This is a genomic window from Paenibacillus senegalimassiliensis, from assembly GCF_001486585.1.
Lineage (GTDB): Bacteria > Bacillota > Bacilli > Paenibacillales > Paenibacillaceae > Fontibacillus > Fontibacillus senegalimassiliensis.
Genome location: NZ_LN909044.1, coordinates 812,868 through 825,568 on the forward strand (window position 1 = coordinate 812,868; position 12,701 = coordinate 825,568).

Genomic DNA, 12,701 nt, shown 5'->3' on the forward strand with positions numbered 1-12,701 from the left:
CCCTTTTAATTAATCAACTTTGGTCCATTCCCTATACATTTAAAGCAGCTTGATCAGATCCTCCAGCTCATCCAGCAAACCTTTGGTAAGTTCAAAATTAGTCTCTTTCAAAGCCAGTTCTATTTTCATTTCAACTGACTTTTTCTTTTGTTCAATTTCTAAATAGTCTTTATTAAAATGACTGGCATAAATCATCTTTCTGAATTTCCGCATACTCATTTTTCTAATCTTCTTATCGTCAATGATTAACACATAATCCATACCGTTTACCACGGAATAGAAATCATGAGAAATCATAAGAATTGCACCCTTGTAGTCCTGAATGGCTTTCTCCAGTGCAATCTGAGCATAGATGTCTAAATGACTTGTCGGTTCATCAAGCAGTAGTAGGTTTGCTTGACTGGCCCCAACTTTAGCTAATTGCAGCATGTTTTTTTCTCCACCGGATAAAGATTCGATCTTTTGATTCAGGATTTCCCCTTCAAAGCCGTAGTTTAGAAGATACGATCTAATCTCATCATAAGTTTTAAATCCGGCATCGATGAATTCATCCAGTATGGTATTCGAATCCTTTAGCGTTTCGCCTTGGTGTTGAGATAAATAAGCCACTTTCACATCCGCATTAATTTCAATCGAATCATGATTATTGTTGAAGATTTCTCGGAGTAAAGTCGTTTTTCCGGTACCGTTCGCACCGATAATAGCTACTTTATCTGTAGAATTTATTTCAAAGTTAACCTCGTGTAACAGCAACTCATCAAAGGCAGCACTATAATTATTAACCTGTACAACTAGAGTATCTCCCATTTCATGATCCATGCCAAAGCTAATATTGGGCTGCTTGATATCAACAAACGGCGCTTTAATTCTGCGTGCTTCCAGTCTTTCTTGAAACTTGACTCTGGCCTTTAACGCTCTACCTCTGGCTGCGTCTGAATTATAAGTTGCGATCGCCCTAAGATTATCAATGATCGTATCGTTGCGCTCAATCTCTTCCTGTTCAGCGAATGCCAGCTCTTGCAGCTCAATTTTGGTCTGAAGTAAGGAGAAGTTATACTCTATATATCGCCCATCAAACTCCTGGATCTCCTTATTTTCAAGATGTATTATTTTGTTGAAACAATGATTCAATAGATAGCGGTTGTGCGTAACAACCAGCAGCATTCCCTTATGGGAATTAATAAGTTTTTTAAGCGCATTTAGGTTTTCAAAGTCTAAAAATACATCGGGCTCGTCCATAATTATTAAGTCTGGATTAACAAGCATCTCCTTCATCACTTGAATGAGCTTGAGTTCTCCACCACTTAGGTCAGATACCCTTTGATCTTTCAGCTTCATAAGGTTGGCTACATTTAGTTGCTTATGAATGCTACTTTCAAAATCATCGCCACCCATGGATTCGAATGCATCTAATGCGAGTTGATACTTTTCCAATAGTGAGTCTAAATCCGATGAGGTTTCCATTTCCGTACAAATCAATGTTATTTCATTCTGTAGCCTAAGAAAGGCTTCTGCTATATATTCAAAAACAGTTGTGTCTTGAGCTTTGTCTACTTGTGGGAACTGACTGACATGCCCAATTCGGCAATTTGGATCGATCTCTAATTTGCCATCGAACAAATATCTTTCCGGATCGATTAGGATATCAATCAGCGTACTTTTCCCACTGCCGCTTGTTCCTATAAAGGCGCAATGCTGCCCCTCTTCAAGCGTAAATGAAATGTCTGTATATAGTTCTTTTTGCGGAAACGAGAAAGATAAGTGATCAACTTTTATCATTAGTGTTACCTTTCTTTATAACTAAATTTTGAGCTTACCGTTACTCAGAGTAACACGGTTCTCTAGTTTATTCATTAAAAAACACCCGCTTGGGTGTGTCTTTTACACATATTAGTGGCTAGTACGGAACCTGCTACAAAAATGTATGGATTTTATCTATGCACTCGTTGACTACATCGTTCGGGACTTTGCCAACGATATCAATTCGTCTAGCTCGCCAATCCAGATTTTTGACCTGGTCCGTTAATATGGCTCCGCTAAATACCAATCCTTCAGGAAGGAGCACTTCATATCCCCAGCCTCGAACTGTATGAGTGACTGGGCACACTGAAACAAACCCCGTCGTTTCATTAAAAGCCTTTGGAGAGAGCACGATGGCCGATCTTCTCCCCGCCTGCTCGTGACCCGCCTGGGGATTAAAGTTTATCCATACTAGGTCGCCTCGATCCGCACTCATTTAAAGTAATTCCTTCCCTTCTACACCAAAATCTATTTCATCATGCCGATTTTCCACTTTACATTGGGCCAATAATTCTTCCAACGTCGGCTTTTTCTTTTTTGGTATTACGATGAGCGAATGATCATCACTCACAATGAGGTCGACTTCCGAGCCTTGACTAACCGCAATCCTTTCTGCTATCTGACTAGGAATACGAATACCTAAACTGTTTCCCCACTTTTGTACGGTGGTCGACATGGAGAGTCCCTCCTTTTTTCGATTCTTTTCTCTCATTTTATCACACCCCCGAAACTATGTATATACCAGTATATACATGGAATCAGGAAATCATACTACTCAAAATGGCCTAACAATGCCAATGCCGGAGATGATCAGCAGCATGGACAGCAATCGATCGACTCGCATGATGGTGTGTGACGTTGGGTAACGTCTCCTCCTCCCCTAGTATGGGACTAGATAAGTACACACACGTCTTATCCTCATATCTTTCCGCATCGTTCCTTGCTTCATAGGAGTAGTTTAGTCAGGTTCGTGATATAATAGTTTTCACATAAATAACATTCATCATTCTGCCGAGATGGCAATGATTAAGGAGATTGAACTTTGACGAACAACCCTGATGTTAGAGAAATCAGCGAACTGCCGGAAAATTTTAAGGAGCTCAAACGAGCGGTTAATCGGACAGCAAGCTGGAGAGAAAGATTGGATGCGGTGAACGAATTGGGGGACTGGAAAACACCCCCTACCATTAAGTTGCTGCAAAATGTTTTGACAAGTGATCAAGTGTTTCAGGTGCGCGAAGCTGCCTATTTAAAGCTGAAGCAGCTGGATGAAGATGTACAACCCCCTACCAAAAATAAGGGTGAGCTATTTAAGGGCCTTAACAAAATTTTGCTGCGGATCAAGAAAAGCCTTCCTAAAGGTCACACATTCGAGCAGTTTAAGGAAAAGCTGCAAAAGACACGTCTGGATATTTATGATACTTACGAGGGCGACAAAGCTACTGACTTCGACTCCTGGCTACATGAAATTTGGGAGAGTTTGGCTAGAAGATAGACGCTGTTTAAGCATTAATGCAATAGCTGTGGCGGACGGCCTCTCTTCCCTCTGGAATGAAACTTCGCAAATCGATTCTGTTTGGCGTTCGTCCGTCCAGCCATACTTCTCTAAGTACACCCTTCAACTTGCTCAAAGCCTGCTGATGTGAACCACTCGTGATTATTTCAACTAATTCGACTCAAAATGGCCTAACAATGCCAATGCCTCTTCATGATCAGGCTCAAGCTCGATTAATTTCCGCAAGTATTCGAGAGCTTCTTCGTCTAACTCTAACTCGAAACAACAAATAGCCAGACAATAAAATACGGTCGATACGACTTCATCTTGTTCTTGCTCTATCGAGATTTCCAAGAACTGCTTGGCGTCCTCGTACATTTCCGACTCAAACAGGATTAATCCCGCATCCAGTGCCAAATCATAACGCTGCTCCATGACGTAATGCCAGGACCACATCAGCCGTATACCTCTTAAAATATCCTGTTTCTCCCCATCGTCTGCATCCTGCAATAGACTAGAGATTCGCTTCGTACTTTGAATGAAAAATTCAGCATCATATCCACCCAAACGCCAAAAACTTAAAATCTCTTGTAGTCCCATGTTATCCAGATTGCGATCTATCCCCATTTTCAAGCTGAAAAACTCATCCGGACCAAAGCGTATAACACATTGACGATAAGCTAATCGGGTATTGAAATAGTCCAGCGGTTTATCTACAGCGAGAATGCAGCCCACATTTATATTTTTATAATGATGCGGGGGAAATAACGCCATGCCTCCCCTTTGTTCAAAAACATGTTGAAATGCATGGTAGTTGGCCGTTAAAGAAAAGCTTCCGTGCAGGATCAACTCTGGCGGTTCAGCAAATTTCCAGTTATCCAGCAGGTGATCCCCCTTGTCTGCCGTTATCAATATAAATCCAGCCTGAGATAACCGATTCAAACGCTCTAAACAAGTGAGTCCAGCGACAGGAAACAAAATATGCGAATCTTCCAGTTGTTCCTGATAGACTGCGATGACATCCCGATATGGGAAGGTGTCCTGCTCATACTCCGGGGCCTGCCTATGCTCATAATGCAGGGAGATTTGGCTTAATAAGTCAGACGGTTTAAGAGATGCGTGGTGCTCGGGGTACTCAACAAAAACATCCACCTCATAAATTCGACCCTCGCCCACATAAAGTAACTCCTGAGGAAGGCTATCAAAAAAGTAGTTGGCAATCACGATTAAAGGCTGCTGTAAATCTCCCTCACGAATCGTTGTACCCGATACAACAAGGTTCAGAGCCGTATCATGAACCGCATCGAATGTCGCAAAATCGAGCATCCCTTCGGCAATATAAGCTTGAAGCGCGGGGTGCTCCATCCAGGCCATAACATTATTTGTCACCAAATCCGTCATAATATAACGGAACGGAGGTAATGAAATCCCGGTATAATCCCTTAACTGGCACAACTCATTTAACAAATGGAAGGCAAATCGCCCCGCTCCTGCTCCTAGCTCCACAATCGTAACCGGTTCCGAACTGTATTCCTTATTGGCGCGATCCTGAAGAAATCCGAATATCATTTCCGCATAGGAAGCAGCAATCATCGGATTACTCGTTATATATTGAGGAACCTGGTCATTGTTCCAGGCTTTTGTTCCTTTATCTTCGTAGTACTCCCGCTGAATGTTCCATATAGGTGCTTCACTAAAGCGGTAACGCTGTTTGTTTTCATTTATCATTACTAATGTTCCTACCCTCTAAAAATTATAAGATATTTTACCTAATCTATTCGCTAACGTTAATCCGGTCACCACTGCTGTTCGGCTGAGAGATCACCATAAATTCCACTTCACTAGTCGATTTATTCAACATTTGATGGGGAACTAATGGGGGAATCTCCACACCTTCCTTTGCTTCCAAAATAATTACCTCTTCATCTATAATCATCGTCGCCGTCCCGGATAAAATAAAGAAAAATTGTCTTGCCTTCTGGTGGTAATGCTTCACCTCAAAAGTACCTGCTGGCATAGACTCATGGATCACACTCAGACCATCACTTTTCACTAACCGCCAACCGTCACAGTGATCTCCCCAAGTAAAATGTTCCGCATTATCTCTAGATATTTTCGTAATGTTCATATTAGAGAATCCCCCTCATACAGTGATTGACTACGAGAAGTATAATAGAAATAATGACTTAATCATAGGAGGATCTTCGTTGAATAACAATTACCAAGAACCGCAACATGGGTTTTCTCCGCTAAACCCATCTCAAGTTCCGCCAGAGGCAAAGGTGAGCAGTAAAGCAACTCCCTCTTTGATCCTAGGTATCCTATCCTTAATTACTTTACCATTTGGAAGTATCCTATTCCTTGGAATCGTTGGCTTCTCCAGTGGGATCGTTGCGATTGTGTTATCTTCTTTATCTTTAAAAGAAATCAAGCGAACTCGGCTACGGGGCCGCGGCATGGCAACTGCAGGATTGGTATGCGGAATCGTCGCCACAACTCTCAATGTGCTTGCCTTTGTTATCTCTTTTTTGATTAGCTTTATGTATGCTTTTAATAATGCGTAGACATGACAAGACCGCTTTCCGATACTGGAAAGCGGTCTGTGCAGGTATCCAGTAGCTTAACTTAGGAGGAATTGCATTTATGAATCCTTGCAGTCGTGTCCTTGTTCCACATTCCCATAGCTATAGGAATAAAGTGGTACAATCTCCACAGGCTTCAGGGATTGATATAACGCATTAGCGGCAACGGAGAACCCCGTAATATAGGCAGTTTTCACACCTTGTTCTTTCAGTTGCATCAAGCATGCTGTAACAACAGCTTTTCCGAATCCACGCTGCTGATAATCCGGATGAGTCCCAATGGTCTCAATAACAGAGACACCATTCTCTCTATCCACAAATCCAAAACAGAAAGCTATATGGTTCCCTTGATCATCAACAACCGATAAATCAAGTTCTTCACAATAGGATGGTATATCCTTTCTCCAATAAACGGCTTTCCCTGAACGGGAATCCGGGAATATTTGCTGAATTAAATCAAGCTTCCCTTCGTAGTTCCCTGCTTCCTTCATGCATTTAATGGAGTATCCTTCCTCTAAGGATAGGGCATATTCGGTATGCTCAAGATCGTATTTTCTTGTATTTCCAATATGAGAATCTTTTTTGAAACCAGCATCCAATAATGCCTGAACCTCCAAACTATGATCATAACAGTCAGTGGTTAACCTCTTATTTTCCTTACCCCAAACATTCTTGGCCCATGATACCATATCCTTGGCTATATGCGGATAATCAGGGTGGATAACCAAACTAAAGAAATCACCACCATATTCGGAAATGAAAAGGCCAACCACCTCATCGGCTTCATTCTTCCACAAGTTGGCATGATTCTCCATAAAGTTGGGGTCTGTGCTTTTGGCTGCTTCATTCCACTTCCAAAACTCTAATCTGACAAATTCCCAGGTTTGAAGTTTACCTGTTAACGTAATCATTTTTCTTAGGAACGCATGCACCTTGTTAAAGTTTTCACATGTATCGACATACTTTTCACTAATTACTCCCATGTCTATCCCCTCCATGATTCCACTCTGTATCTATTATAGGGGGGATTCTTTCCTCTTCATAGGTAGAGATCTACTTAATAAAAAAAAGACCTTGCTAAAGGGCTTTGATAAATCAATGATGAAGCTGAAAGTAAAAAAGGCCGCCAGATGGCAGCCAGTCATTGCGAGTTAAGCCTGCCTAAAAAATACTTTGTCTTCGTTATACTTGGCCTTGCCTTCATTAATGATATACGTCTCGTAAATTTCTCTGTGGACAGGATCTTCAACGATGCAAACTTCAATTTTCGTTACTTCGTCTCTATGCATTCTGATCGGGGATACAGAATCCTCAAAATGCTTTTTTATTCTCGGTCTTAGCTTTCTAGCCTTTCCCACGAACAACAATTCATCTTTATCGTTATAAAACATAAAAATCCCACCTAACTCTCTAGTAATCAGGTGAAATTGGGTGAAGCCGTAAATGTTGCTTTCCTGAGGAGCAATTTGTTTCGTAATGGTAACATCGGGGGTGGGAATGATGATACTGATCATAATTGTCTACTTCCTTTTCCTGTATTAGATTAGATTGTATACGGTGCTCGTACTCCAAGCTTACTACATGATGTCATTATACCCTACTTGTTACGATGCCTATATTTTCAACCGACCTCCTAGAACGTACTCAGCCTCAGCTCATAAAAATATTGTACCGCCGGATGCTTGGCCTTGATTCTCACGGCCATATTCAGCAAGCGCTTTTTACCAACACGTCTGTCCACGAGAGCCAGGACATTCAGCAATATATCCCTGCTCTCCAGACTCTCTTCGATGGGGCGAGCTAGGAACTGGTTGGCTACAACGGTAAAATTGGACTTGCTGAGCGCTGTCTGGGCCGCTAAAAGCTCCTTTGCACACTCGGTTTTTCTTCGGTTCTCGGCCATGATTACCAGACGCTCCTCAGGCACCTTTCCCTGAGTCTCTTTCCTTAATGCATCCAGCTCTTCTTCGTTAACGACAACCCTGATATCAGGGTCGTTTTTGATCTCCAGCTCCGTCTGATACCACTTGATGGGGCTGGTGGTCTCCTTCATGTTAAAGATATTTCTCTTGTCCACCGTTATATGACAAAGCCCCGCCCGATCAGGCAAATACCGATAGCTTGTCGAACGGTATTCCACCCTTTCAGCTAATGAAGGACTCAGAAACTGATCCAAATTTTGCTTTAATTTACTCCAGCTCATGTGCTCCTCCTTTTAAGTCTGCGATACCTCCGGGTCAGGGCCATCCTCAAATGGATGACCCTGTTCTTAAAGATTTGTTATTGTATACCCCGGCTCGGGATGTTATGCCTCGTTGGCAAAGGCTTCAATCTCCTCCGCAAGCAGAGCCATCGCCTCCCGCCAGAAGGCGGGTGAATCCAGCTCAACGCCCATGAGCCTTGCAGCTTCCGCAACAGTAGTGCGTCCGCTGGCTTCAAGAAACGTGCGGTACCGCTGCACGAAATCATCGCCTTGCTTCTTATACTGGGCGTACAAGCCTTTGGAGAACAACAAGCCATAGGAATACGGGAAATTCAAAAACTCATTCCCCGCCATATAATAACCGGCTTTGCTGATCCACGGGTAAGGATGAATGCTTGCCGTATCCACGCCATTACCGTAGGCCTCCACCATCGCCTCATGCATCAAGCTGTTCAACTCCTGAACAGACAACGCCCCGAGCTGTCTCCGCTCATATAGCCGACTCTCAAACAAATAACGAGCATAGAAATCAACGATATAATAACCGGCATCAGACAGTGCCCGTTCCAGCAATGCCAATGACTCGCCCTTCGGCGCAAGTTCAAGCAGTTCCTGCTGAATAAGGCTTTCGCAAAAAATCGATGCTGTCTCTGCAAGCGGCACAGGATAATCCGTGTTCACCATCGGTTGTCCAATCAGGCAACTGCTGTGGTAGGCGTGTCCAAGCTCATGCGCCAGCACGCTGACATCGATATAATGGCCATTGAAGCTAGTCATGATCCGGCTTTCGCCAATCGGGAAAATATCGACGCACATCCCGAACCCGCCTTTGTCCGCACGCGGTTCTGCATCGATCCAGCGCCCCTGGAACGCACGCTCAGCGAATCTGCCTAGCTCCGCACTAAACCGCTGGAATCCAGACACGATGATATCCTTCGCTGTGGAGTAAGATATTAGAGCGGAAGCTTCGCCTTCCAGCGGGGCAAATACGTCATGAAAGGGCAAAGCCCCGGAATGCCCCAGCAACCGCGCTTTAGTTCTGTAATAGCGGTGGAAAGAAGGCAGTCCTTCACGAATCGCCGTCATCATGGCCTCTAACGTGCCTCGCTCCATCCGAGAGGCCTCTAGCACCTTGTCCAGCGGAGAGGCGTAGCCCCGCAACCCATATATCGCAATGGCTTCCCCATACACGCCGTTAATACAAGCCGCACTCAGTTCTGCCACGCTCGCGCAGGCTTCCTGCTCCAAGGCGTATGCTTTTTTACGCACAGCCATGTCACTGTCATAAGCCAGATTTTGCAGATCCGATAGCCCCACACTCCGGGTCTTCCCGCCAACAGCTATATCTTGGCGCAAGCCAGAGATGGTCCGCATGTACAGTCTCCCCCACGCCTTGGAGCCCGTGCTCTGCATCAAGGTTATCGCTGTCTCTGCCTCTTGCCCTAGTCGATGCGTAGACTGCTGCCGTAATCTCTGCAAATAGAAAAGCTGACCACGCACATAAGCCGACTCTGCGGCCAGAGACTCCAAGTTCTCCAGCTCGGCAAGCCATTTGCCGAATATGTTATGGGCTTGTTCAGCCACGGCCTCCACCTGTTCCAGCTCATCCATCGCATTCATGGCTTCATTATCACTACCATTTATACTGAATCGCAGCTCCGCATAACTGAAGAGGCAAAGATAAATACTCCGATATGCATCATAACGCGTTAAATAAGTCTCCAGCGTCCGTAATGCCTCTATGCGGCTGCCTTCATCCAGATGCTGCGCCGTCCATTCCTTTAAATCCTGTGCGAGCGCCGTCGCCCGCGTCTGGTCTTCCTCATACTTCTCCGATCCGAAGGACGGATACAAGCTCTCCAGCTCCCATGTCATCTCCATGCTCAATCGCTCCTTAGCCCTTGGGCTTATTTAGTTGGTTATCTCAGTAGCGTTCAGCATGGATCTCACATGTTTGCACGTCCTGTTCCTTCGTTAGGGTTGGTATAAACTCAGCCGGTTATGACATGGGATGGAGACAACCGGTCCGTGGCAAGTTTTTATTGTCAGAATTATAGCACATCGCGCTAGATTAGGATTATGTTGGTTTGGGGACCCGGTTAGTTATTTGCTTTCACAGGCTCCATCAAAGTCAAAGCGTAAAGCCCCCCGACACCATCCGGTATGGTCACACACATGCCATAACCATAGGGCTTTCCCATTCCCCCCAATTATGGCAACAGATCTGTTCATCCCTAAGACTCCCTTCCGAGTTCTAGGTTTATTCTAGCAATTGACGCTGCGGTAAGATCAAGGGGTGGCAGGCTGCCTACACAATCTCTTTATTAAAATGTCCTCTTGTGTCTGTTTCCTGATTAAAGGTAGCCTGATTCATCGAGCCATTTAATTTACCTGACGCCATATGAATGACGTTCATAACCTGCTCTTTGGATTCAACGGTGAAGTTTAATCTGAGCGCCTCGATTCCTTTGAGATTGGGCAACTCATCCAGAAGGTTAAGCGTCTTCCCATTAAGGAGAGTCGTTGTACAATCATCATGGGAAATGATCGGGAACGTTCCGTGCTCATCCTTTAACTCGTAGCTCTTTGTTTTGCAAATCTTGCATAGATCCATTTTTTTCATCGGGCAATATTTTGTAAACATCAAAGGCGTCTTGCCGTATACAATCATTTCCAGTGCGGGATAGCCCTCATTTGCTTCAACATAGGCATTCATTAAATCTTCAATTTGACTCTTATTCAATTCATAAGATAAGGTGACTCGTCGCGCGCCCAATTTGTGTAATTCATAGCAACTGGTAGCATTAACAACATTTAGCGAATAGTCCGTAACAAACGGATTGCTCCCTCTGTAGTGATAAATTCCACCGTACCCTCCGATGAGTAGCTGCCCTTCTTTTTCCTTATAATGATTCTGATTTCTTCTAACCACGTTGTTAAAATAGATTTCCTCGATTCCACAGTTCACGCAAGCATCATACTGCTCCTTCGTCGTTACAGAGGCCGTAAGGTATGGCTTTTTAGGGGCAAAGCTTATTTTTTCTTTTGCTTCCCAAGCCTTGGTTCTTTTCTCTTGGCTGTTAAGCTTTAGGTCATATAAGCCCACTACAATATCCCTTCTTGCTGCATTTAACAGTTTAGCTGGGATAAACGCATGGCATTCTTCAAAATCCACCTGATGAAGCTGGAATATCGTATCATTTAATCTTGAGAATTGCTTGATTACCTGCTCCTTTGTGGTTGGATTATTAATGGCTTCGCTTAGTATTTCCTCGCTCTCATAGAAATAATGAAAGCCTAAGCCCTCCGCATCTATGAATAGCTTTGAATCTGGACGTGCATATACTCTAATATCGAGGTCAAATCGCTTAAATTCTTTTTCCAGGGATGCTTCTAATTCTTTGTTATAGAAATAATCCTTCGTTTTATACACTAGATCGCCCACAGACAGCTTTTCTTTGATTTTGATGTAGCAGACATGATCGGCTTTGTTAATTAATTCGCCCTCTTTATCGTACAGCTTGGCAACCGTTAAATTAACATCTTCCTTGTTGTGACTTATTCGGATGGTATCGTTCTGATTTAAAGGACGTGTAAGTGTGATTTCGTACATGTTTTTAATCATCTTGCTGATGGTTCCAATTTCATAGCCAAAGTTATTAGGTCTTAAGATATTCGTAATATCTCTCTTATCTTCGCGGAATAAATATCCTTTGGTGAATGTTCTATTGAATGTTTTTTTCAGATCTTCTTTATCCTCTTCGGTGATTGTATGATCTAAGGCCAGGCGATATTTGGATACAACATTAGCAACATATGTAGGCACTTTCATTCGACCTTCTATTTTTAAAGAATCGATTTCCCTTAAATCCTCGATATAGTCGATGGTGTTCAAGTCCTTAGTAGACAGAATATGGTTCTTCCCAAAAGAGATATCTGATGTCTTATCCACCAGTTCATATTCCTTACGGCAAGAGCCCACACATCTTCCGCGATTTGCACTTCGATAGCCCATTAATCCTGACATTAGACAGTTCCCCGAATAAGATACACATAAAGCACCGTGAACGAAAATTTCTAAAGGGATTTCAGCTTTTCTTTTGATCTCTTTTACTTTTTTCATCTCAACCTCGCGGGATAGAACCACTCGCTTGGCACCAAGCTCTTTAAATAATAAAGTTCCGTCTAAATCGTCTATCCCCATTTGAGTTGAACAATGCGCCTCCATGTCAAGAAAATTGTTCACGATATAATTGAAAGCAGCCAGATCCTGGACGATAATACCATCCACACCGACATCATTTAATTGGCGTATTTGCTCCTTCATTTCCTCAACCTCGTTCTCGAAAACGATAGTATTCATGGTGATATAGATTTTAATATTTCTCAGGTGCGCATACGCAACAGCCTCTTCTAACGATTCCAAATCAAAATTAGATGAGTATGCACGTGCACCAAATTTTTTCATGCCTAAGTATACTGCATCACAACCATTGGATATTGCAGCCTTTAAAGCCTCCATATTTCCTGCTGGAGCTAATAATTCAGTCATTTTGTCCTCCGTATGAACCCATAAATTTGCGGGAATCTAGGGTTGCTTGTGTATGGCTCTAGGTGCTCG

General features: G+C 43.3%; 12 protein-coding genes. 2 read left to right on the forward strand and 10 right to left on the reverse strand.

Features of this window, described 5'->3' with window-relative positions:
• Positions 1–39: 39 nt before the first annotated feature.
• The 3 genes from BN3279_RS09480 to BN3279_RS09490 form a co-directional block, all read right to left on the reverse strand.
• Positions 40–1,779 (reverse strand): ABC-F family ATP-binding cassette domain-containing protein, encoded by a 1,740-nt coding sequence (locus tag BN3279_RS09480; RefSeq protein WP_059050366.1) that lies wholly within the window; start codon positions 1,777–1,779, stop codon positions 40–42.
• Positions 1,780–1,912: 133 nt separating this feature from the next.
• On the reverse strand, positions 1,913–2,236 hold the full coding sequence (locus tag BN3279_RS09485; protein ID WP_059050367.1) for a type II toxin-antitoxin system PemK/MazF family toxin: 324 nt from the start codon (positions 2,234–2,236) through the stop codon (positions 1,913–1,915).
• Positions 2,237–2,512, reverse strand: a complete 276-nt coding sequence (locus BN3279_RS09490; RefSeq protein WP_059050368.1) for an AbrB/MazE/SpoVT family DNA-binding domain-containing protein — start codon at positions 2,510–2,512, stop codon at positions 2,237–2,239.
• A gap of 330 nt (positions 2,513–2,842) precedes the next feature.
• Between BN3279_RS09490 and BN3279_RS09495 the strand changes: the two genes are divergently transcribed.
• The gene (locus BN3279_RS09495) at positions 2,843–3,295 is read left to right on the forward strand and encodes a HEAT repeat domain-containing protein (protein WP_059050369.1); all 453 of its coding nucleotides are present in this window, start codon (positions 2,843–2,845) and stop codon (positions 3,293–3,295) included.
• Positions 3,296–3,466: 171 nt separating this feature from the next.
• On the opposite strand, the gene BN3279_RS09500 is transcribed toward BN3279_RS09495, so the two are convergent.
• The gene (locus BN3279_RS09500) at positions 3,467–5,023 is read right to left on the reverse strand and encodes a hypothetical protein (protein ID WP_059050370.1); all 1,557 of its coding nucleotides are present in this window, start codon (positions 5,021–5,023) and stop codon (positions 3,467–3,469) included.
• A gap of 46 nt (positions 5,024–5,069) precedes the next feature.
• Positions 5,070–5,423 (reverse strand): cupin domain-containing protein, encoded by a 354-nt coding sequence (locus BN3279_RS09505; RefSeq protein WP_059050371.1) that lies wholly within the window; start codon positions 5,421–5,423, stop codon positions 5,070–5,072.
• Between the two features lie 79 nt (positions 5,424–5,502).
• Between BN3279_RS09505 and BN3279_RS09510 the strand changes: the two genes are divergently transcribed.
• Positions 5,503–5,859, forward strand: coding sequence for a DUF4190 domain-containing protein (locus BN3279_RS09510; protein ID WP_059050372.1), 357 nt, complete (start codon positions 5,503–5,505; stop codon positions 5,857–5,859).
• 77 nt (positions 5,860–5,936) lie between these two features.
• On the opposite strand, the gene BN3279_RS09515 is transcribed toward BN3279_RS09510, so the two are convergent.
• The 5 genes from BN3279_RS09515 to BN3279_RS09535 form a co-directional block, all read right to left on the reverse strand.
• Positions 5,937–6,860, reverse strand: a complete 924-nt coding sequence (locus BN3279_RS09515; protein ID WP_059050373.1) for a GNAT family N-acetyltransferase — start codon at positions 6,858–6,860, stop codon at positions 5,937–5,939.
• Between the two features lie 168 nt (positions 6,861–7,028).
• A complete protein-coding gene (locus tag BN3279_RS09520) occupies positions 7,029–7,391 on the reverse strand; it encodes a nucleotide excision repair endonuclease (protein ID WP_059050374.1) in 363 nt (120 codons plus the stop codon).
• A gap of 119 nt (positions 7,392–7,510) precedes the next feature.
• Positions 7,511–8,080 carry an SF0329 family protein gene (locus BN3279_RS09525; protein ID WP_059050375.1) on the reverse strand — a complete coding sequence of 190 codons (570 nt, stop codon included), beginning with the start codon at positions 8,078–8,080 and terminating at the stop codon, positions 7,511–7,513.
• 102 nt (positions 8,081–8,182) lie between these two features.
• Positions 8,183–9,961, reverse strand: a complete 1,779-nt coding sequence (locus BN3279_RS09530) for a M3 family oligoendopeptidase (RefSeq protein ID WP_059050376.1) — start codon at positions 9,959–9,961, stop codon at positions 8,183–8,185.
• 427 nt (positions 9,962–10,388) lie between these two features.
• On the reverse strand, positions 10,389–12,632 hold the full coding sequence (locus BN3279_RS09535) for a U32 family peptidase (RefSeq protein ID WP_059050377.1): 2,244 nt from the start codon (positions 12,630–12,632) through the stop codon (positions 10,389–10,391).
• Positions 12,633–12,701 lie beyond the last annotated feature (69 nt).

Bases quoted from the DNA above. Each gene is read 5' to 3' on its own strand.
- BN3279_RS09480 (WP_059050366.1), bottom strand. From the start codon at position 1,779: ATGATAAAAGTTGATCACTTATCTTTCTCGTTTCCGCAAAAAGAACTA.
- BN3279_RS09485 (WP_059050367.1), bottom strand. From the start codon at position 2,236: ATGAGTGCGGATCGAGGCGACCTAGTATGGATAAACTTTAATCCCCAG.
- BN3279_RS09490 (WP_059050368.1), bottom strand. From the start codon at position 2,512: ATGAGAGAAAAGAATCGAAAAAAGGAGGGACTCTCCATGTCGACCACC.
- BN3279_RS09500 (WP_059050370.1), bottom strand. From the start codon at position 5,023: ATGATAAATGAAAACAAACAGCGTTACCGCTTTAGTGAAGCACCTATA.
- BN3279_RS09505 (WP_059050371.1), bottom strand. From the start codon at position 5,423: ATGAACATTACGAAAATATCTAGAGATAATGCGGAACATTTTACTTGG.
- BN3279_RS09515 (WP_059050373.1), bottom strand. From the start codon at position 6,860: ATGGGAGTAATTAGTGAAAAGTATGTCGATACATGTGAAAACTTTAAC.
- BN3279_RS09520 (WP_059050374.1), bottom strand. From the start codon at position 7,391: ATGATCAGTATCATCATTCCCACCCCCGATGTTACCATTACGAAACAA.
- BN3279_RS09525 (WP_059050375.1), bottom strand. From the start codon at position 8,080: ATGAGCTGGAGTAAATTAAAGCAAAATTTGGATCAGTTTCTGAGTCCT.
- BN3279_RS09530 (WP_059050376.1), bottom strand. From the start codon at position 9,961: ATGGAGATGACATGGGAGCTGGAGAGCTTGTATCCGTCCTTCGGATCG.
- BN3279_RS09535 (WP_059050377.1), bottom strand. From the start codon at position 12,632: ATGACTGAATTATTAGCTCCAGCAGGAAATATGGAGGCTTTAAAGGCT.